Source organism: Gardnerella bivia (assembly GCF_049262715.1).
Taxonomy (GTDB): Bacteria; Actinomycetota; Actinomycetes; order Actinomycetales; family Bifidobacteriaceae; genus Bifidobacterium; species Bifidobacterium vaginale_A.
Map to the genome: position 1 here is coordinate 1332050 of NZ_CP058399.1, position 22210 is coordinate 1354259.

18 protein-coding genes are annotated in these 22210 nt (G+C 38.4%); all 18 read right to left on the reverse strand.

The genetic code is table 11. The annotated features are described in order from the left end of the window. Nucleotides 1-45: 45 nt before the first annotated feature. Nucleotides 46-831, reverse strand: a complete 786-nt coding sequence (tpiA, locus tag HXT27_RS05285) for a triose-phosphate isomerase (RefSeq protein ID WP_103043063.1) — start codon at nt 829-831, stop codon at nt 46-48. Nucleotides 832-945: 114 nt separating this feature from the next. Continuing rightward, nucleotides 946-2151: a phosphoglycerate kinase gene (locus HXT27_RS05290; RefSeq protein ID WP_103043064.1), complete on the reverse strand. Its 1206-nt coding sequence runs from the start codon at nt 2149-2151 to the stop codon at nt 946-948. Between the two features lie 287 nt (nt 2152-2438). Beyond that, nucleotides 2439-3377, reverse strand: a complete 939-nt coding sequence (gene whiA, locus HXT27_RS05295) for a DNA-binding protein WhiA (RefSeq protein WP_075523335.1) — start codon at nt 3375-3377, stop codon at nt 2439-2441. Between the two features lie 177 nt (nt 3378-3554). Further along, nucleotides 3555-4490: an RNase adapter RapZ gene (rapZ, locus tag HXT27_RS05300; RefSeq protein ID WP_082266249.1), complete on the reverse strand. Its 936-nt coding sequence runs from the start codon at nt 4488-4490 to the stop codon at nt 3555-3557. 80 nt (nt 4491-4570) lie between these two features. After that, nucleotides 4571-5791 (reverse strand): shikimate dehydrogenase family protein, encoded by a 1221-nt coding sequence (locus HXT27_RS05305; protein ID WP_103043065.1) that lies wholly within the window; start codon nt 5789-5791, stop codon nt 4571-4573. Nucleotides 5792-5802: 11 nt separating this feature from the next. Continuing rightward, nucleotides 5803-8595 carry a primosome assembly protein PriA gene (locus HXT27_RS05310; protein WP_103043066.1) on the reverse strand — a complete coding sequence of 931 codons (2793 nt, stop codon included), beginning with the start codon at nt 8593-8595 and terminating at the stop codon, nt 5803-5805. A 31-nt stretch (nt 8596-8626) separates the two neighbouring features. After that, complete coding sequence (gene metK, locus HXT27_RS05315) at nt 8627-9859, reverse strand: methionine adenosyltransferase (RefSeq protein ID WP_103043067.1); 1233 nt, start codon at nt 9857-9859, stop codon at nt 8627-8629. A gap of 112 nt (nt 9860-9971) precedes the next feature. Beyond that, complete coding sequence (gene rpoZ / locus HXT27_RS05320) at nt 9972-10256, reverse strand: DNA-directed RNA polymerase subunit omega (RefSeq protein WP_075523339.1); 285 nt, start codon at nt 10254-10256, stop codon at nt 9972-9974. Between the two features lie 155 nt (nt 10257-10411). Further along, the gene (gene gmk, locus HXT27_RS05325; protein ID WP_075523340.1) at nt 10412-11020 is read right to left on the reverse strand and encodes a guanylate kinase; all 609 of its coding nucleotides are present in this window, start codon (nt 11018-11020) and stop codon (nt 10412-10414) included. A gap of 200 nt (nt 11021-11220) precedes the next feature. After that, entirely contained in the window at nt 11221-12117 is an 897-nt protein-coding gene (gene pyrF / locus HXT27_RS05330; RefSeq protein ID WP_075523341.1) for an orotidine-5'-phosphate decarboxylase, read from the reverse strand. A gap of 27 nt (nt 12118-12144) precedes the next feature. After that, nucleotides 12145-15531 (reverse strand): carbamoyl-phosphate synthase large subunit, encoded by a 3387-nt coding sequence (gene carB / locus HXT27_RS05335; protein WP_075523342.1) that lies wholly within the window; start codon nt 15529-15531, stop codon nt 12145-12147. 19 nt (nt 15532-15550) lie between these two features. Then, nucleotides 15551-16774 (reverse strand): glutamine-hydrolyzing carbamoyl-phosphate synthase small subunit, encoded by a 1224-nt coding sequence (gene carA / locus HXT27_RS05340; protein ID WP_103043068.1) that lies wholly within the window; start codon nt 16772-16774, stop codon nt 15551-15553. Nucleotides 16775-16945: 171 nt separating this feature from the next. Beyond that, a complete protein-coding gene (gene nusB / locus HXT27_RS05345; protein WP_103043069.1) occupies nt 16946-17440 on the reverse strand; it encodes a transcription antitermination factor NusB in 495 nt (164 codons plus the stop codon). A 242-nt stretch (nt 17441-17682) separates the two neighbouring features. Beyond that, nucleotides 17683-18246, reverse strand: coding sequence for an elongation factor P (efp, locus tag HXT27_RS05350; protein ID WP_004130995.1), 564 nt, complete (start codon nt 18244-18246; stop codon nt 17683-17685). 130 nt (nt 18247-18376) lie between these two features. Then, a complete protein-coding gene (locus HXT27_RS05355; RefSeq protein WP_103043070.1) occupies nt 18377-19381 on the reverse strand; it encodes a hypothetical protein in 1005 nt (334 codons plus the stop codon). Nucleotides 19382-19459: 78 nt separating this feature from the next. Beyond that, nucleotides 19460-20158 carry an orotate phosphoribosyltransferase gene (gene pyrE / locus HXT27_RS05360; RefSeq protein WP_103043071.1) on the reverse strand — a complete coding sequence of 233 codons (699 nt, stop codon included), beginning with the start codon at nt 20156-20158 and terminating at the stop codon, nt 19460-19462. A gap of 43 nt (nt 20159-20201) precedes the next feature. Continuing rightward, nucleotides 20202-21170, reverse strand: a complete 969-nt coding sequence (locus tag HXT27_RS05365) for a dihydroorotate dehydrogenase (RefSeq protein WP_103043072.1) — start codon at nt 21168-21170, stop codon at nt 20202-20204. A gap of 9 nt (nt 21171-21179) precedes the next feature. After that, a complete protein-coding gene (locus HXT27_RS05370) occupies nt 21180-22076 on the reverse strand; it encodes a dihydroorotate dehydrogenase electron transfer subunit (protein ID WP_103043073.1) in 897 nt (298 codons plus the stop codon). Nucleotides 22077-22210 lie beyond the last annotated feature (134 nt).

Below are 22210 nucleotides of genomic sequence, written 5' to 3' on the forward strand. Positions count from 1 at the left end.
TCCCGTTATAGAGTACTTTGATTGAGCATAATACTAACCATTGACCTATTTATTTACAATATTCACAATATCAGCAAGTTCATGTGCATCTAAAGCAGCTCCTCCAATAAGAAAACCATCTACATCATCTTCTTGTATCAGAGTAGATGCATTTTGAGAAGTAACGGATCCACCGTACAGAATTCGCACATTATTTGCGACTGTTTGCGAAAAAGTATTTCTTAAATCTTCGCGAATAGCATATGCAGCTTCTTGTGCAGATTGCGCGTTCGCAACCATGCCAGTTCCAATTGCCCATACAGGCTCATAAGCAATAATCAAACGTTCAGCCTGCTGAGAATCTAAATCACGAGTAACATCATGTACTTGTCCAACTGCAAAATCTAATTCAATACCTTGCTTACGCTCTTCAAAACTTTCGCCAACACAAAGAATCGGTTGCATTCCAGCAGCTAGAACAGCTCTAACCTGATCAACAATATTTGCATCATCTTCAGGATGATATTTTCTACGCTCAGAATGCCCAACAATCACAAACGAACATCCAAGACTTGCAAGCATATCTGCTGAAACATCACCTGTGAAAGCACCTTGTGCTGTTACAGATACTGCTTGAGCACCATAAAGTATAGGAAGTTTATTTGATTCAACTAATACTTGCACGCTTCTAATAGATGTAAAAGATGGCATTATAGCTACATCACATTTGCGATAATCAAAATGAAAATCATGTAAAAGTAAAGCAAACTTGTGAACAAAATAAGTAGCTTCACGATGATTAAAATTCATCTTCCAATTACCTACAACAAGCGGCTTTCTTCGTTGAATCATATTCACCCTTAATAGCAATTCTCAAAAATGCTTAAATGATTAAAAATTAACAGTGTGCCGACCCTATATTTAAGAGTCGACACACTATCTACAAATAACTTTATTACAAGAATACTAGTCGAGCACGCTCAAGCCTGGAAGAGTCTTACCTTCCAAGAACTCGAGTGAAGCACCGCCACCAGTTGAGATGTGAGAGAAACCATCTTCTGCAAATCCAAGATTACGAACTGCAGAAGCAGAATCGCCGCCACCAACAATAGTGAAAGTACCATTCTTAGTAGCATCAACCAATCCTTGAGCTACAGCGCGAGTGCCATCTGCGAACTCTGGAACTTCAAACACTCCCATAGGACCGTTCCAAACAACTGTCTTAGAATCAACAATCTTGTCGTGGAAAAGCTTCTGTGAATCTGGACCAATATCTAAGCCCATCTTGTCTGAAGGAATAGAATCAGCTGGAACTACTTCTGGAGCAACTGGAGTATCGCCTGCTGGGAAACCTGCGTTCACAACAATATCAGTTGGAAGAACAAGCTCAACGCCATTTGCTTTAGCTGTTTCAATATATCCTTTAACTTTCTCAAGCTGATCCTCTTCAAGCAAAGAAGTACCAACTTCATAGCCTAAAGCCTTCAAGAATGTGAATACCATACCTCCGCCAATAACTAAACGATTAGCTTTAGAGAGCAAGTTCTCAATAACACCAAGCTTGTCGGAAACTTTAGAACCACCAAGAACAACAGTCAAAGGACGCTCTGGATTTTCAGTTGCACGAGAAAGTGCCTTAACTTCCTTTTCAACAAGCAATCCTGCAGCTGAAGGAAGATCTGCAGCAACATCGTAATTAGAGCCCTGAGCACGGTGAACAACACCAAAACCATCAGAAACAAATACTTCACCAAGAGACGCAATCTTCTTAGCGTAAGCTGCACGCTCGGAAGTATCCTTGCTGGTTTCTTCTGCGTTAAAGCGCACGTTTTCAAGCAAAACAACGTCACCGTTGTTCATTGCGGCAACTTTAGCTTGAGCATCTTCACCATAAGTGTCTGCAGCCAAAGCAACTTTCACGCCAAGAAGCTCACCTAAACGATCTGCAACTGGAGCTAAAGAAAGCTCAGGAACAACTTGTCCCTTTGGACGTCCAAGATGAGCCATCAAAATAACTTTTGCATTCTGCTTGCGCAAAGCATTGATTGTTGGCAAAGCTGCACGAATACGGCCGTCATCGGTGATAGTCGTACCCTTGAGAGGAACATTAAAATCAGCACGAACTAAGACGCGCTTACCGCTCAAATCTCCCAAATCCTTAAGTGTCTTCATTGGTATCCTTTCAAAACCATGATGCAAGTAATATAAATCGAAGCATGTTTAATTTGCCTCGAAAATCTACAAATGCCAAGTGTGATTATATCGCATAAACCCAACAAAAAAGCATTTTTATTTGTAATAAAAAACGAATACACATTGCAATTGCATCACAATAAAATATATAAAATTGGGGTTACAAGCATTTCGCTTATAACCCAATAATTTTTGTGTCTTTACGCTCGAACACAGAAATAATTTGTAAGATCATTTACAAATCACGTGCAAATTTAAGAACTATCTTAAGAACGAGATTTTTCAACTTTATCTGAAAGCTGCAAAAGTCTTCTAATACGTCCTGCAATAGCATCCTTAGTAATAGGAGGATTAGCTAAATGTCCAAGCTGTTCCAAAGTTGCATGAGCATGCTCTAAGCGCAAACGTCCAGCCATCAACAAATTATCTGGAATATCATCGCCTAAAATATCAAATGCATGACGCACTTTCTTACAAGCTTCAGTCGCAGCACGAGCACTTCTACGCATATTAGCATCATCAAAATTAGCTAAACGATTAGCTTTTCCGCGTGCTTCACCATCAGATCGCTTACCAGTCCATTCTCTAGCAGAATGTGGAGCTCCAATAAGATTCAACATACGCTCAATAGCATCTGAATCTCTTAAAGTAACTCTTTCAGAACTACGAACTTTACGAGCTTTGGCACTAATTCCTAAACGAGCTGCCATTGTTTGCAAAGCTGTAGCAGCTTCAGCTGTAGGGCAAACAATTTCTAAATAACTCGCTTTACCAGGATCTGAAATAGCACCGTGAGCCAAAAAAGCTCCTCGCCAAGCTGCTTTAACTTGAGCAATACTTCCACCAACAATCTCAGGAGCTAATCCAGCAACAATACGCATACGACGATCTAATAAACCAGATTGCAATGCTAATGCTGTAGCGCCATGTTCAACAAGAACGTCATAACGAATTACAGATCCGTTAGGTGTTTGACGAGTGACCTGAGAAACACTAGCATCACGCTTGCACTGTATTCGTAAAACATCGACAAGCCACTGAGCAGCGCTCAATGAGTCGAATTGGGCACGAATTACAGCCTTATTATTAACTGGTCGCAAACCGCCAGCAAAGCGCATCATCGCAGCCGCTTGAGCCATAATGACAGTCGGGAGCTCGTTGTCGTTTGATACGAGTTCATTTTTGACGTCGTCAAGAAGAGCCAAGAGACAACCTCCTACTTTTGTTCTTCTTCAAGTATGCGTTTTTTGATTCGTGCATGATGCGCAAAACATCGACATGCTCGGCTTTCTGTGATACCGAATGACTTGGACATTTTCGAACAAATCTCAATAATTTGCACATCAATAATTGCTATGCATCAAGATATTACAACACTATTGTTATATTCTACGTGCTAACTCGCGAGCAGAAACAGTAACTTGTAAACCATGAATACGCAATCTTCTTGCTAACTCAATGCTTACAGCTACAGAACGATGTTGACCACCAGTACATCCAACAGCAATCGTAACATAATGTTTATCTTCTTTTGCAAAACCATCAATTGCAGTACGCAATGCTTTTTCATAAGAATCCAAAAAAGAAACAGCTTGAGGATTAGATAACACGTAATCTTGCACAGCTTTATCTTTACCTGTTAAATCTCTTAATTCTGGAACCCAGAAAGGATTTGGCAAAAATCTCATATCAGCTACAAAATCAGCATCCATAGGCATTCCATATTTAAATCCAAAACTAAAAATATGAACCGATACAGTGGATAAGCCTTTTCCAAGAAGACTTTCATAAAGTTTTGTGGAAAGCTGATGAATGCTTAAAGTTGAAGTATCAATAATAATATTCGCACAATCTTTCAAATGACTTAAAAGCTCTCGTTCTTCACGAATACCATCAATAAGACGTCTACCACGTTGTAAAGGATGTGGTCTACGAACTGATTCATAGCGCTTAATAAGAACATCATCATGAGCATCTAAAAACAGTATTTGAGTCTTAACACCCAACTCATCAACATGAGCTAAGACAGCGAAAAGATCGTCAAAATATCCTCGAGATCTAACATCTATAACAGCAGCAAGTTTATGAACTTTAGAGCCAGAAGAAGTCATCATATCTACTAAAGGAATAAGCAGCTTAGGCGGTAAATTATCAATAACATACCATCCCATATCTTCTAAAGCATTTGCAGCATGAGATCTTCCAGCACCACTCATTCCAGTTATTAGCATTACTTCAAAATCAGCTAAAGAACTATTACGTGCATGATTATGCGGAGTAAAAGAATGATTTACAAAATCATCTTCATTATTTTTAATATTAGCTGGAAAATTTTCACTCTTAACACTATCGCTATGCATATCAACATCATGGCAATCATTAAGCAATGAATCATCATTCATAATGCTTCCTCCAACTCTTTACGCATATAACTGCTTAGCTTATCGTAATCTGTAGCCTTGTCAGAATCTTTTTTTGAAGCATTTGCAAAACAATTGTCGCCACAATTTGCAAAACGATTTGCAAAATTTTCTTTAGAATTCCGGTAAGCAGATGTCATAAGCTTTACTTGCTCTAACGCTTGGTATAAAAGCATTTCTTCGCCGCCAATTGCCAATCCGTATTGACTAAAAGCACTAAGAAGCATACTTGGGCGAGGATCATACACAACGTCAAGCAATACTCCCAGACTTTTTACGCACCTATTTTGGCAGTAAGCTTTTAGAGCTAGAGCTATTAAATCTGCAACGTGCGCTGGAACAGTGCTTATTACTATGTCTGCTTCTGATATTGCTCGAATTGCGTCTAGTGAACTTAAAGATTGCAAAATAAGAGATTCATCATATTCAGATAATTTTTCCGCGCACAATTTTTTCGTACTATAGTCAGCAAATTTCGCTGTAACATCTTCACTAAATATTGGGAATTCAATGCCTTGAACCGATTCGTAGTTTGCATTATTTTCGTTACGTTGAATTCCTCCAGGTTGAATCTCGTTACTCTTAAACTCGTTACTTTCTAAGCACGGCTCTATGTTTCTGCTATTTGGAAAATCAGCACAATAGGTACGCAAAATATTATTAAAACGTTCAACGCCTTTTACACTACCATTATTGTCAGTTCTAGCAACAACTTGCACTTTTTCAAGTTTTGAAGCTTGCGCGATTTCTATAAGTGCAGCCATTGCAGATGATGCAGTATTACCACTACCAATAATAACAGCCTTTTTTACTTGACTTATGCGCTCTCGCAAAGCTCGAATAAAAACTGTAATTATGCCATTTACATCAGTGTTGCACAGTTCAATTTGAGAGGGTGAGGCTGTTGCAGGATTTGTTGTAAAAATCGCTGTGTTTGCGACTCTAAGTGCGCTAGACCAATAATCGCAAGGAGTGCCGAGTTTCATTACGGCTTTTTTAAGCGGCATTGTAAGGCTTAAGCCTTTCCAAGAATCGTCAAGTTTTAAAATAAAATCAGCTAACTCTGTTTCACTCACTTTTTCTTTGCTATATTGCCAATTTGTTAGACCTAAAGCTTTATAAGCAGCGTTGTGCAATACAGGAGAAAGTGAGTGAGAAATAGGATCTCCTAATACTGCACAATGAAAAATCTCACACATATTCTCTCCTATCAATAAGCCAATAAATCCTTAGCGTCAAAACTAAAACGCAATTCTCCTTTATAATTAAATGCGCTATGTTCAGATAACTCTTTACGCAATCTTCTAACTAATTCCCCTCTAAATTCTAAAGGAACTCTTACTACTGCTTTAACACGATCATGCAATTCTTCGAAATGCAAATTGTGATCGCTAACAGGCGTATGCATAGGTACTATTCCAAGCAAAGGCGAAATGGCAACATTATCAACAAAAATATTAGGAAGATCATTATTTTTAATATCTTTATTAAATCCGCTAGAAATATAATGATCAGCATTGTTATCATTATTTTTTATTTTACTAGACTCAATTTCATCACAATAATTATGAATAGCACCAATATTTTTTAATGCTCTCATAACAGCTTGTCTACTACCCCAAACACATGCAGCACAAACTGTTGGAGGAAGAGCAGCTCGCTTTCGCTCAGAAAGCTCATAAGATGCCAAAATAGATGAATCCCACGATTCAAGTGACTTAGCAATTGCACTATGAGTTTCACCTAATATCATCACACATCCGCCACGAGATTTTGCAGCGCAAGCGCAAGAAGCACGCATCCATGATTCCAATACATCGTATGAACCATCTAAATTAGTCAAATATAAACTCGTCCACGCGTCAAGTAAAGCAACTACTTGATATTCTCCAGTAAATGTTTCATATGCAATAGAAGAAATATTAGAAATATTATTGTGATTTTTATCACTTTTTTGACTTCTATTTAGATATACAACATCTGACGCATTACTTTGAAGATTACTTTGAAGATTTTCGCCTATATTTTCTACATCACTTACGCCATTGATACTATTATCACGATCACTGCTATCAACAAAATCATCGCCTGCAGCACGCTTAAAATCAGGTTCTAAATCAATATCTTTTCTACTATTTTCAAAAGAATAATTGTTATTTAAACGTTTAACTCTAGGCTCTGCACCCGGAGTTGCAACTACAATTACAGCTTCCTCGTTAATCCAATGCACAATACCGTTTGAACAATGAGGTGATGAAACAATCAACTTAACACCAGGAAATAGCATTGAAAGCTGCTTAATCGTGCCAGATGCACCGACACGAATTGCGCGCAAAGACTTACCTGAGCAATAAGTACACGACCAATTCGCTAAACTATTACCACACCATGCGCACCTTGAATGAGCGCCATCTATACCAAAATCAATTGGACCTGTACAACGACGACATCTAGCTTGATGACGGCATTTAGTACAAATAACTGACTGAGTAACTCCATCTTGAGGAATCGACATTAGCACAGGCTTACCAATGCTTAATGCATCTTTTATAATCCTAACTGCTGTATCTGGAACTCTTAATCCTGCACTTTCATCGCCAATTTTTTCTAAAGTCTCACGATTAAGCCATCTTACCCAAGCTGAAGCTTCATATCTAACAGAATTAAAAGGAGTAATAATCTCACTTTTTCCAGAAACTAACGATGAATTTTGGTAATTATTTGAATTATTGGATTCATTTAATTTATTTGATTCGTTTGATTCATTTGATTTAAGAGAAGATCTTAAATAATCTTCGCTATCAATTTCATATTGGCTAACTAAACTCCTCGCAAAAGACATAGATATGAATACACCGCCATGACTTTTAGCGCGCAATCGCATAACACCTCTAGCTTGAGCATACGGTTGCATACCGTCAGCCTGCTGATAAGCACAATCTTCAACAATAACGAAAAGAGCAGCTCCTTCAACTGGCGCATACATTGCAGCCCTAGTTCCTAATACACACGGAACAATCCCCTTGGAAATTGCAATCCAAGACCTATATCTATCTGCTGGAGTGTCTGCAGCACAAAGTCGCACAACATCACCAGAAAATTCTCCATTTTTTAACTTCTTATATGGTTTAATTCCGCAAACCATAAGCGCTCGCATAACATCATTCACTTCTCGCAATGTAGGCAATACTACTGCAACTTGTCGCCCAGAGCCGATAGCTGTTGTAATAATCCATGCCAAATCTTGCGTCCAACGTCCAGAGCCCGGCAAAGCATCCAAAATAAAAGAAGAAGATTGACTAACGTTATTAACTTCATTAGAAAAATCACGAAGCTCATTGAGTTCATCACAAGAAATATAAGAATATGGATTATTAACATGACATAATGCTTTCTTCAAAGATAAAGCATTATTATAAGACGCTATCATCCTGTCATCGCTTGTACGAAATACACGCTCTGAGCCGTTATATTCAACTAAATTACTTGATAAGTCTTCGTGAAATTTAAGTGATGGAAGAATTTTTTCTCGAAGCGTTTTAATCCTAAGTTTTTGAGAGCGATTACAAAAATAAGCATCTTCTTCAACACTTGCTATTCTTTGAGGAACAGCCAACCTAATAATATTTGCAGGAGTTCCACCATAAGCATCAGCTATAGATAGAATATCTGCTCGCATTGAAGAAGATAATAAAACTCCACTTGACAAAACACGATCAATAAATCTCAAGGAATCTTTTGTAGTATGAGATTCATCTGACCTAGACCAAATAATTCCATTAACACGTCTTGCGCCAAAACGAACTCGAACTAATACTCCAGGGCGCGCAATATCATCATATTTTTCTGGAATAAGATAATCAAAAGTATGACCTAAATGCGCAGCTTGAACATCAAGCATAACATGAGCAACAGCATTAGAATGTGCAGACACACTATAAGATGCGCTTTTTTTACGCTTCTTCTTGTGTGCTAAACCTTCTAATTCAGGTTGTTGCAGCATAAATCACACTTTCACTCTTATGCTAAATAGTCTAACAATTCTGCTGATGAATAGACGAAATAGCATGTTTCAAATCTTCAACACGATTCAAATTCTCCCAAGGGAATTGCACATCAGTTCTGCCAAAATGACCATAGGATGCAGTTTTAGCGTAAATTGGACGCAATAAATTAAGCTCGTCAATAATTGCTGCAGGGCGCAAATCAAATACCATACGAACAGCTTTAGATATATCGTCACAACTTATTCCAGAAGTTTCAGTACCGAAAGTTTCTATATTTACACTAACTGGCTCAGCAATACCAATGGCATAAGCTACTTGCACTTCTACTTTATGAGCTAAAGATGCCGCAACTATATTCTTTGCCACCCATCTAGCAGCATAAGCAGCAGAACGATCTACTTTACTTGGATCCTTTCCAGAAAAAGCACCGCCACCATGATGAGCAGCTCCACCATATGTATCGACAATAATTTTTCTGCCTGTCAAACCAGAATCTGCAGCAGGCCCTCCTAATACAAATGAGCCAGTAGGATTAACTAACATCCTATAATTTTCGTAACTAACTTTATCTTCAAGAGTTTCTTTAAAAACAGGATTAACAACATTTTCTACTAATTGCTTTTGAAGCCAATCATGCGAAACATTTGGATCGTGTTGAGTAGAAATAAGAACAGTATCAACACGCTTAGGACTACCATCTTCACCGTATTCAATAGTGACTTGAGTTTTACCATCAGGACGCAAATGCGGGATAATACCATCTTTACGAACTTTTGCTAATCTATACGCAAGCTTATGAGCTAAATAAATAGGCAAAGGCATATAAGAATCTGTTTCATCGCTAGCATAACCAAACATAACACCTTGATCACCAGCACCTTGAGAAGAATAACGATCTTGTAAAGAAACTGAATCATTCTTAGAATCTATACGCTGTACACCTTGATTTATTTCAGAACTTTGCTCAGTAAGCGATACCATAACACCGCATGAATCTGCATCAAGACCAATAGTAGAACTCGTATATCCAACGTTTCTAACAACTTTACGAACTATTCCAGGAATATCTGTATAAACTTCTCCACGAACTTCGCCAAAAACTACGAATTGACCTACGCAAGCACACACTTCTACAGCAACATGAGCACTAGGATCTTGGCTGAGCATATCGTCTAAAATCGAATCAGCAATTTGATCACATAACTTATCTGGATGCCCCTCTGTCACAGATTCTGCAGAAATTAACTTGCGTTCTTTCATGTACCCTCCATATTTTTAAGCAAAATCACGCATAAACTAACAAATCGCAGCCATATAATCACTCAAGGAGCTACCTTATATGACTGCGATCGTTCTAACAAAGAAATAAAACTTAATTGCCTTCACTCATATCATCGTCACCAAGAGTTTCCTCTAACAAGCCTTCGTTGATTTCACGGAAAGCAATAGAAAGAGGCTTTTCTTGATTTTGATACTCAACAAGCGGACCAACATTTTGCAATAAGCCCTCATTGAGTTGAGTGAAATAAGAATTAATCTGCCGTGCTCGTTTTGCGGCAAACAAGGCAAGCGCATACTTGGAGTCCGCATGTTCCATCAAATCGTCAATCGGCGGATTCGCAAGTCCCGTAGGTGTTGGCTGAGTGCCCAATGCCATAATGTTCTCCATATTCTATGGTGCCACAATAGTTCCAAGTTGCTTATTATATGCTACAGCTTGGATATTGCAAGCATCGATTTCCTTTTAAATAAAAAATTTTAAATGTTCTATACTATTATGCTCTAAGACTAAAGGAGAAAAACAGCTTTCGCTCACTTCAAATCATATTCTTGAGCAATTATATTCCATAACTCGTTAGCAGCACGATTTACATCATCATTAACAATAACTACGTCAAATTCGCTAGCAGCAGCTATCTCTACTTTCGCAGTTTCTAAACGCCGCTTTTGCTGCTCAGGAGTTTCAGTACCGCGACCAATCAATCTTCTTTTAAGTTCTTCAAAACTTGGCGGAGCTATAAAAACATAAACAACTTCTAATCCTAAACGAGAAGCTTCTTGCTTAACTCGCCTAGCACCTTGCAAATCAATCTCTAAAAGAGTAGGAATATTCTGCTCTAAATGATCTAAAACAGGCTGAAGAAGAGTTCCGTAATAAGCCATTCCATGAACTAGTGCAGTTTCTAAAAATTCTCCGTTACGCTGACGGCGCTTAAACTCATCTTCATCTAAAAACCAATAATGAATGCCATTAAACTCTCCTGGGCGAGGAGATCTAGTAGTTGCAGAAACAGAGAGCCAAATATTAGGGTGTTTTTCACGCAATACGCCTTCAACAGTACCTTTTCCAGCGGCAGTAGGACCAGTAAGAACAATAAGCCTACGCTTACGAACACCGTATGTATAAGTTGTATTGGCCATCGTAACATCGTGCTCCACTAAAATCATGTTTTGTTTACTATAGCTTACGTAAAAATACATTACATAAACATATAAACACGTTACCACTCTTACATGAATTATAACTTCGTTTTCTGTTAATGCCTTATTGCTGATTTTTATTTGCTCTTAAATCCAACAATTTAATTTAATATTTTCGTCAAGCTTAATGTTGAGAATCGTCAATCCATTAAAGCTTGACGAATATCCCAAGCAATACGCTCAGTAGCAGCTGAAAGAGAGCCGATATCTGGACCATGAGAAGCAATAGATCTAGAAACAGTAACTAAAACATTTCCGTGAGTTCCAGCAAATACAGTTTTCAAATCGTTTGCTTCAGCTCCTTGCCAACCATATCCAGGAGAAAGAATTGGACCTGTAAAACTAGTAAGATCAACATCTCCACCATTCATCCAATCTCCAATAGTAGCTCCAACAATTAAGCCAACCGAACCCATGCCTTTAGTGTGCTCATTAAAGCTTTGAGCAGTTTGAGCAATACCATGAGCAACAGTATGCCCGCGATAACTTCCACTTTGACGAATAGCTGTTTGAAGATTAGCTCCTTCACGATTAGATGTCAGGGAAGCCATGAAAACTCCACATCCATTATTCAAAGCTTCGTTTATAAGACTACTCATAGAGCGAGCGCCATAATATGGAAGAAGAGTTATAGCATCTGCTCTTAATGGTGCTCCAGGCTTAAAATATGCATCTGCTAAAGCTGAAATAGTTGTAGATAAACCACCGTGACCGCAATCAACAATAGTAATAACATCCATTTGACGAGCCGCATAAAGAACACGTTCAAGCGCTGCGAAACCTTTAGATCCGTAGCGCTCAAACATACTCGATTGGAATTTAACTGCAGCAGCACGACCGTTCATAGATTGAAGCATTCGCATAGAGAACAATTCAGCACCTTGAGCATCCATATTGTATCCCCAATTAAGCAACATTTTCCTATGAGGATCAATACCGACACATAGAGGTCCATATTTTGCCATTGCATTTTGTAAACGCAAACCAAAATCAGATCTTTGTGCTTGTAATTCTTGATCGCATATGCTTTCAGTCATATGATTTTACGCTCGACTTTCTTAAAGCTACTTCTGGTTTTCAGCACATTCTATTGCAAACAGTTGCTTAGCATGCTCCTGTATACTCATAACCTGATAATCATTGTTTTTAACAGCTTCAATAGCCATTAAAACAGGTGCGAACTCAGTAATTGTAGTGAATTGAGGAAGATCTGCAGCAACAGCAGCAGCACGAATTGCATATCCATCAGTGCGAGATCCTCTAGAATTCGGTGTGTTCAGCACCATATCAATCTTACCATTCTCAATAAGTTCTACTACGTTTTTGCCAATTCTTTCTTTAGAATATTCGCTATCACGCACATCTTTAGCGGTATCACCAATACTAGAAATTTTATCTACAATAACAGAATCAATACCGTATCTACGCAATACAGAAGCAGTACCTTCAGTAGCCCAAATAGTAAAACCAAGTTCCACTAAACGAACAGCTAATAATGGCAATTGTCTTTTATCTGCATCACTTACAGAAACAAATACATTTCCGCTTGTTGGCAATCCTCCCTTATATGCAGCAAGCTGGCTTTTAGCAAAAGCGTGTGGAAAATCTCTATCGAATCCCATAACTTCACCAGTTGAACGCATTTCAGGTCCAAGAAGAATATCAACAGTACGTCCAACAGGAGTGCGGAAACGCTTAAAAGGCAGCACGGAAGCTTTAATAGCAACTTGTTGACCTTGATGAATATCACCGCCGTCACCCTTAGGAAGAAGAAGACCACGTTTACGTTGCTGTTCGATTGTTTCACCAGCCATAATTCGTGCAGCAGCTTTAGCAAGCGCTACACCAGTTGCCTTAGATGCAAACGGAACTGTGCGCGATGCTCGAGGATTTGCCTCAATCACGTACAAAGTATTCGCCATAAAAGCGTACTGAACGTTAATAAGACCGCGAACTGAGCAGCCGCGAGCAATCGAAAGCGTGCCCTCACGAAGGCGGCGAATCTGATCGTCCGAAAGTGTGCTTGGAGGAAGAGTGCAAGCTGCGTCACCAGAGTGCACGCCAGCTTCCTCAACATGCTCCATAATTCCGCCAATATAAAGCTCATTGCCGTCATAAAGCGCGTCAACATCGATTTCAATAGCGTCTTGCAGGAACTTATCAATCAAAAGAGGAGAAGGAAGCCTGCCAGAAACAACAGTGTCTGCACGAGCCTCATTCAATGCGCGCTCAACATATTTTGCAAGCTGAGAGTCATCGTACACGATTTCCATGCCACGCCCGCCAAGCACGTAGCTTGGTCGCACAAGAACCGGGTAACCGATTGCGTGAGCAGCATCCCTTGCTTCATCTAAACTTAACGCTGTACCGTATCGAGGAGCATTCATTCCTTCTTGACGAAGAACTTCACCGAAAAGTTCACGATTTTCAGCCAAATCAATAGCTTCAGGAGTTGTTCCCAAAATTGGAACTCCTGCAGCTTTCAGACGAGCAGCAAGCGAAAGTGGAGTTTGACCACCAAGCTGCACAATCACGCCTTTAACTGGTCCAAGTTTCTTTTCAGCTTCATAAATTTCAAGAACATCTTCGAAAGTAAGAGGCTCAAAGTAAAGACGATCAGACATATCATAATCTGTAGAAACAGTTTCAGGATTACAATTAACCATAATAGTGTCGTAATCCTTACCCAGTTCTTGAACAGCATGAACACAAGTGTAATCAAACTCAATTCCTTGTCCAATTCGATTCGGACCAGAGCCAAGAATAATTACTGCTTCACGATTGCGCTTCTTCAATTCACTTTCATCAGCATAGCAAGAATAGTAATAAGGAGTAATAGCATCAAACTCTGCAGCACATGTATCTACAGTTTTATAAACAGGATGCAATCCATAAGCCCAGCGAAGCTCGCGGACCATATTTTCACCCTCATCACCAAGAGAACGCAAATGTGCAATTTGAACGTCCGAAAGACCTGCAAGCTTAGCATTCTTCAAAACTTTAGGAGTTAAAGTTTCAGCGTTTTTAACATATAAAGCTGTTTTATTGATTTGTGCAAGTTGATGAATAAACCATGGATCAATTTTAGTTGCATCGAAAATCTGTTCAGGAGTAGCTCCTCCCCACAAAGCACGCTGAATTTGCAAATATCTATGCTCTGTTGGAGTATGAATCTCATTTAGAAGATCCTCAACTTCTTCTTTACTTGGACATTCACCATCCCAGCTAAAGCATGCATGACGCTTGTCAATTGAGCGCATTGCTTTACCAAGAGATTCCTGGAAGTTTCCAGCTAACGCCATTGCTTCACCAACTGACTTCATAGAAGTAGTAAGAGTGGTATCTGCTCCTGGGAATTTTTCGAAAGCAAAACGCGGAATCTTAGTAACAACATAGTCAATCGTTGGCTCAAAACTTGCAGGAGTAGAACGAGTAATATCATTTTGAATCTCATCCAAAGTGTATCCAAGAGCAAGTTTCGTTGCAATTTTCGCAATCGGGAAGCCAGTAGCTTTAGATGCAAGAGCAGAAGAACGAGATACGCGAGGATTCATCTCGATTACAATTATGCGACCCGTTTGAGGATTGATTGCGAACTGAATATTGCATCCACCAGTATCTACACCAACACCGCGAATAATAGCAATACCAATATCACGCATCTTTTGATATTCGCGATCTGTAAGAGTAAAACATGGAGCTACAGTAATAGAATCACCTGTATGCACTCCTACTGGATCAACATTTTCAATAGGGCAAACAACTACAACATTATCCTTTGAATCTCGCATAAGCTCAAGTTCAAATTCTTTCCAACCTTCTATTCCTTCTTCAATAAGAACTTCATTAGTTGGAGAATAATGTATGCCTGCTCCTGCAATACGATGCAACTCTTCTTCATTATGAGCAATACCAGAGCCCAATCCACCCATTGTAAAGCTTGGACGTACTACTACTGGGTATCCTAAAGTTTCAACAATTTTGTCTACTTCTTCTATTGAATGAGCAATAAATGATTTTGCGCTTTCCGCTCCTGCTTTTTCAACGACTTTCTTGAAAAGCTCACGATCTTCTCCTCTATCGATTGCTTCCAAAGAAGCGCCAATCAGCTCAACGTTGTACTTCTCTAGAATTCCTGCACGACCTAAATCCATCGCTGCATTAAGCGCAGTTTGACCGCCTAGTGTTGGCAACAGCGCGTCTGGCTTCTCTTTTGCAATTATTCTCTCCAAAATTGACGTGTCAATCGGCTCAATATAAGTAGCATCAGCAAGCTCAGGATCAGTCATAATCGTAGCTGGATTAGAGTTGACTAAGATTACGCGAATACCCTCTTCATGCAAAACTCTACAAGCTTGAGTTCCTGAATAATCAAATTCTGCAGCCTGGCCAATAACAATAGGACCAGAACCAATTACCATAACAGACTTTATATCAGTACGTTTTGGCATAGTAAATTTCCCCTTATTATTACTTTTCTGATTTAACGCAATTGTTATTATGCAAGCGCATAAGCTCTACAAAACGATCAAACAAATAAGATGCATCATGAGGACCAGCAGCAGCTTCAGGATGATATTGCACAGAGAAAGCTGGAATATCTAAACATTGCAATCCTTCAACAACGTTATCGTTCAAATCAATATGAGAAACCAAAACTTTACCAAATTTACCATTCTCATAAGGAGATTGAACCGGCTGACCAATAGGAGCATCCACAGCAAAACCGTGATTATGCGCTGTAACTTCAACTTTTCCAGTGGTTAAATCTTTTACAGGCTGATTTACTCCGCGATGACCAAATTTTAACTTATAAGTATCGAATCCTAACGCTCTACCTAAAAGCTGATTCCCGAAGCAAATTCCAAAGAATGGATATTTTGCATCCAAAACTTTACGCAACAACTCAACTTCACGATTAGCCTGAGATGGATCTCCAGGACCATTAGAGAAAAATACTCCATCAACATTAAGATTTTGAAGATCTTCAAAAGAAATTCCTGAATTTACAACATATACTTTGCATCCGCGCTCAGCTAAACGATGCGGAGTCATTGCTTTAATTCCAAAATCAACAGCTGCAACACTGAATAACGGTTTCTTGCCCTCATACTCTCCAGATGGCTCAATAGTACAAGTAGTTTTAGTACTTACTTCATCAGTTAAACGCAAGCCTTGCATTTGAGGAGTTTTCTTAATTTCATTAACAAACGATGCAACTGTACGTATTGCTCCAGTTGTACTGTCAATAAGCGCATCACTAGAAAAAATGCCGGCACGCATAACGCCTACCGAGCGTAAATGACGTACCAGCTTTCTAGTATCAATACCACTGATTGAAACGATACCTTGTTTTTCTAAATCATCTTGCAAGCAACCAGTAGATCTCCAATTACTAACAACCGGGCTTGGAACTTTAACAACATATCCAGCAACCCAGATTTTTGAAGATTCTGGATCTTCAAGGTTAACACCTGTATTTCCTATGTGTGGGAACGTTTGAACGACGATTTGTTGATCATAACTTGGATCAGTTAGTGTTTCCTGATAGCCTGTCATACCTGTTGAGAACACAATCTCAGCGCATGTAGAACCTTTAGCACCAAAAGGTTTACCAACGTAAACCTGACCATCCTCTAATACCAATACTGCATCGTCACTGTCGAATCCAGCAAAGGTGTCATTGTAGTCCACCTTAACCCCCTTATGGCTTTAGGTTATTCGTGGCAAGTCTACTCAGATTGTAGGACCGCGACTCGCCGAAATTGTGGATATAAAAAATCCGCTTAAGCAAATACTTTAAGCGGATTAACAAAATTTCAATTATTCAACTACATTAAATCTAGAAAATAATTTACTATTCTTCTATTCTTGCAAAGATTCACTAGTTTCAGATTCACTAGTTTCCGTTTCATCAGCGTCTTGTGAAACTACATCACCATTTAATCTAGCTAAACAATCATCTTTAGAAGAAACAATTGCACTCAACAACCCATGAATGAAAGCAATAGCATCATCATCACTATAAATCTTTGCAAGTGCAATAGCTTCATCAATAGCTACTTTATCTGGAACATCATCGTTCGCAAGAATTTCCCATGCTGCGATTCGTAAAATGTTACGATCAATAACAGCCATTCTTCCAACTTTCCAGCCGGTTGAACAATGATTAAGCACTTTATCAATTCTATGGCGGCGCTCACCTACACCGCGCACAATCTCAACTGCATATTCTGGAAGAGGCGTTTGAGCGCCAGGCTCTTTGACGCGCTCATCAAGTAAAGAAAGAATATTCTGACTTTTTTCATCTGCTTCGTAAAGCGTATTCAAAGCCCTCTTACGAGCTGTAGAGCGTGCCATAATAGAGTCCTTCGTTTTATATGTAATTGTATTTAACTAAATCTTTATTAAGTTTTACTTTAACATTAAACTTAATCGTTTATCTAATAAAGCATTTTAATAATTAGATTTTCTATTCTTAATAAAATTTTCAAACGCTAAATATTTAGAAAATAAAGAAAATCTATATTAAAAATCGAAAAGAACGACCCAGCAACGCTTAAAATATATCGTTACTAGGCCGCCCAATATTGAAAATTTAATTAGTTCTCACGACCAAGATAAGATCCATCACGAGTGTCGACCTTAACTTTTTCACCTTCGCCTACGAAAAGCGGAACCTGAATCTCAGCTCCGGTTTCCACAGTTGCTGGTTTAGTTCCAGCATTAGAACGATTGCCTTGCAAACCAGGCTCTGTATGAGTAATAGTCAAAATCACAGATGCTGGAAGCTCAACGCTTAAAGGAGTGCCGTCATGGAAACTTACTATGCAATCAGTACCTTCAAGCAAATACTTGCTTTGATCTCCAACCAAGTCCTTAGGAATATAAACTTGATCATAAGTTGTCATATCCATGAAGACAAAATTATCTCCATCTTCATAAGAATATTGCAAAGTACGATTGTCAACAGTTTCAAACTCCATCTTCATTCCGGCGTTAAAAGTCTTATCAACAATCTTGCCTGAGAGCACATTCTTAATAGTAGTGCGCACAAAAGCAGGACCCTTACCTGGCTTTACATGCTGGAACTTAACAACAGTCCAAAGCTGACCTTCAAGGTTTAAAACCGATCCATTCTTAATATCATTGGTAGTCTGTGCCACGAGTTACCTGTTTCTTTCGCTAAATAAAGCTGCAAACGCAGCTTAAGAAATAAACCTTGCTTATTATGCCACAAAGCGTCAACTAATTAAAATCCCAAGACAATGCTCAAGAAGAAATAGCATATTTTGCTTAATTTTGACCATCTTGACCACTTTGACTATCTTGACTATCTTGAGTGTCAATATAATCAGGATCAACAGAGTCTGAATTATCATCACGACCAGATGGGACGTATCCTCCATCATCATCTTTTTGATGTTGAGAAGAAAGCGGATATCCATTACCATCGCGATTTAGAAAATTAGAACTCAAATTTTTAATTTTCTCAAGATATTGATCAAAAGCTTTCTTCAAATCGTCAATGCATTGCTTCATCTCTTTAATATCATTGTTATTGCTATTATTAAGAGCTTGATTAGCTAAATCAACGATTTTCTGTAATTCATCTTTAGCTTGAGATAAAACAGGAATATTTTTAGTTTTATTTATAAGATCTTTGCCTTGAGAAACCAATTTCACTAGCTTTGCTGAAATAACACTCTTAGCAGCTTTAACAGCGTTATAAGCAGATTTTTTCAGAGAATCATTATCTTGACGGAAATTTTCAATTTTCCCAGAAAACTTATCTTCCACAGAAGGAGAATTACTAGAATCAGCACCAACTGGACAATTTTGAATCTTCTCATTTAAATCCGTTTTAACATAATTTAAAGAAGATTCGAAATCATCAAAAGCACTCTTAGCTTCATCAGAATTCACTACGAAATCATATGTTTTAATTTCTATAGCATTACTAACATCGTCACTAGAAAGAGTTGCTTGAAGATTTTTTTGCTCAGAAAGCAAATCTTTACGCAAGCGAACGCAATTCTTAGTAGGCTCGCTAACATTATCATGTTTTGCGCTATTAGAATTAGTAGTAAACAAGAAAAACACAATTGACGCAACAATAGCAATTGCAATAACGCAAACAGCAACTACAGCTGCAATTTCTCTTTTACCACCAAATAATGAATTATCAAAATCATCATTATAACTAGAACCGTTTTCGCTCGTGTCTTTATCATAATCAGCAGGTATAAATTCAGGAGGCATATCTTCCGGGTTATCGAAGTTGCTATTTTGATCATTCATAATCGGTCATTTCATAGTAAAATTCACACAACAATAACGTAAATAATATAACTATATAAAGAAATTTAATTTCTAATGCTATGCGCGCGCTCCATATTCTTGTAAATACTTTTTTGCGCTTCTTACAAGATTTTCATCCATAACAGCACTTCCATCACTATTTGTAAGCTTTTGAGCTGCATTAAAAATTTCACTTACGTTAGCAATTGGCAAAACAGGAAAACCAAATTCTTGCTCGACTGCTTTTACCGCGGAAAGATCGCTATCTTTTGTGCGCTCCATTCTATCAACTGCCAAAATCAAACCGACTACTTCAACTTTTGCTTCAGAATTTAATTTTGGTAAAGTTTCACGAACAGCTGTTCCTGCAGTCATAACATCGTCAACTAATAAAACTTTCATGCCATCTTTCAAAGGCTTTCCAACCATAACACCGCCATCGCCATGATCCTTTCTTTCTTTACGATCGAAAGTAAAACCAACCGGCATATTATAATTATTAGTCAACGCAATAGAAGTAGAAACAGCCAAAGGAATTCCCTTATACGCTGGACCAAATACAGTATCAATATCTTTCGGGAGCTGACTGTTATTTATTGCTTGTACAACTCTTTTAGCGTAATAATCTCCAAGAGTTGCAATTTTCATTCCATCGTCAAATGCTCCAGCGTTTATGAAATAAGGCGATTTTCTACCAGATTTCAATGTGAAATCACCAAATTTAAGAGCTCCTGAATCAAGTAAAAACTTAGTAAAACGTTCGTCTAACTGTTCCATTATTAACTCACTTTCTTAATATTTTTATAAGTTTTGCAAAACCTTAGCGCCAAGTCTTACCTTCAGCAAGCAAAGATGCTAATTTCGGTCTAGAATCAAGCAAATCATCTAATTCTCTAGCAATACGGATTGGAGCTGTAGGATCAACTAAAGCAGCAGCACCAACTTCTATTGCATTAGCACCAGCATACAAGTATTCAAGTGCTTTTTCTCCAGAATCAATTCCGCCAATACCAATAATAGGAATATCTGGCATAGCTTGACGAACTCGCCAAACAAATCCTAAACCAATTGGGAAAACAGCAGGACCAGAAACACCACCAGTGCGATTCGCAATAATTGGTTCACCAGTTCGAATATCAATACGTAATCCAACTAAAGTGTTAATCATACTAAGAGCGTCGGCACCAGCATCAACTGCAGCTTTACAAATTGTCACAATATCTGTAACATTCGGAGTCATCTTCACAATCATCGGCTTATCTGTCATTGCACGAAGACGAGTAATTAAGCGGTGTAATGCCACTGGATCCGTGCCGACACTCATACCACCGTGAGTGACATTTGGACAACTAACGTTAATCTCCAACATATCTGCAGAAGAATCTGCAAGTTTAGCTACAACCTGAGCATAGTCATCGTCACTATGACCTGCAACATTAGTAATTACAAGCGCTCCCATCTTTTTAAGCTTAGGTAGCTCATCTACTAAATAATGGTCAACTCCAGGATTTTGTAAACCAACTGCATTTACCATTCCAGAAGGAGACTCTGCTGTTCTAGGAGCAGGATTTCCTTGCCAAGGCACAGGTGAAACACCTTTAGTACATATTGCACCAAGCTGACTAACATCATAAAAACGACGACATGCTGCAAGCTGAAAAGTTCCAGAAGCAGTTCCAACCATGTTTTTCCACTTAACACCTGCAACTTGAGTTGGATGTTTCCACACGTGGCTTGTGTCAAAACCTAAAGTTGCAGCGGAATTTGTAGCGGAATTTGTAGCGTTCATATTTACTTCTTACTCCCAACCCAATCGCTTAGAATCAAAAACTGGACCTTCATTACAAACTTTCAATCGACCTTCTAGAGTATCTACTACACAAGCAACACAAGTGCCATAGCCACAACCCATACGAGCCTCTAAACTAAGTTGACATTCAATACTACGCTCATGCGCCCAATGAGAAACAGCTTTCATCATTGCAAGAGGACCACACGAAAGAATTACAATCGGCAAATTATCATTAAAATTAAAATGATTTTCTTCCTCTAATTTATTAAGAAGCGTAATAACAGTTCCTTCAGAATTAGTAATACTATGAACATCACTAATATATTCTTTCATTAAATCATCCGCAAAACGCTTATCTCTATATCCAAGAATCGCGCTTACAGTAGAATTCTCACACTTACTTAATGCTTGAGAAGCACATATCAAAGGAGGAACTCCTAATCCTCCACTTACAAGAATATAATGAGCAGATTTAGAAATATCATACCCTATTCCTAAAGGACCAAGCGCATCAACACTATCACCTGCACGAAGGCGAGAAAAAGCTTTCGTACCGACTCCTACAACAGCGAATATTAAAGTAAAAGTATCACCTTCAACACTTGCAACTCCAAAAGGTCTAGGAAGCATAGTTGTTGAATCAGGAGAATACAAATTTACAAATTGAGCAGGAAGCGCACATTCAGCTATAGCAGAATCTCGCAAAGTCAAACGATATACACCATCATCAAGTTTCTGATTGTCTATTACTTCTATAGCACGTCTTGCTAAAAGAGGTGAATATTTTGCGTCATCATTAGATTTTGAGGGACTACCACCTATATCATCAGCATTATTATTACGAAAAGTAAATATGGAGCTTTCCAAAGCTTTTCGCGTATGCATAAACATGCCATCACTCATGTGATACCCCTACTCTTGTAGTAATTGCTATCAATTTTTATTTTTAAATCTAAAAAGCTTAAATTTTAGTTATTATAAACAATTTATTAAGCTATCTTTTAAATTATTCTTAAGTTATATCAAATTACTATTAT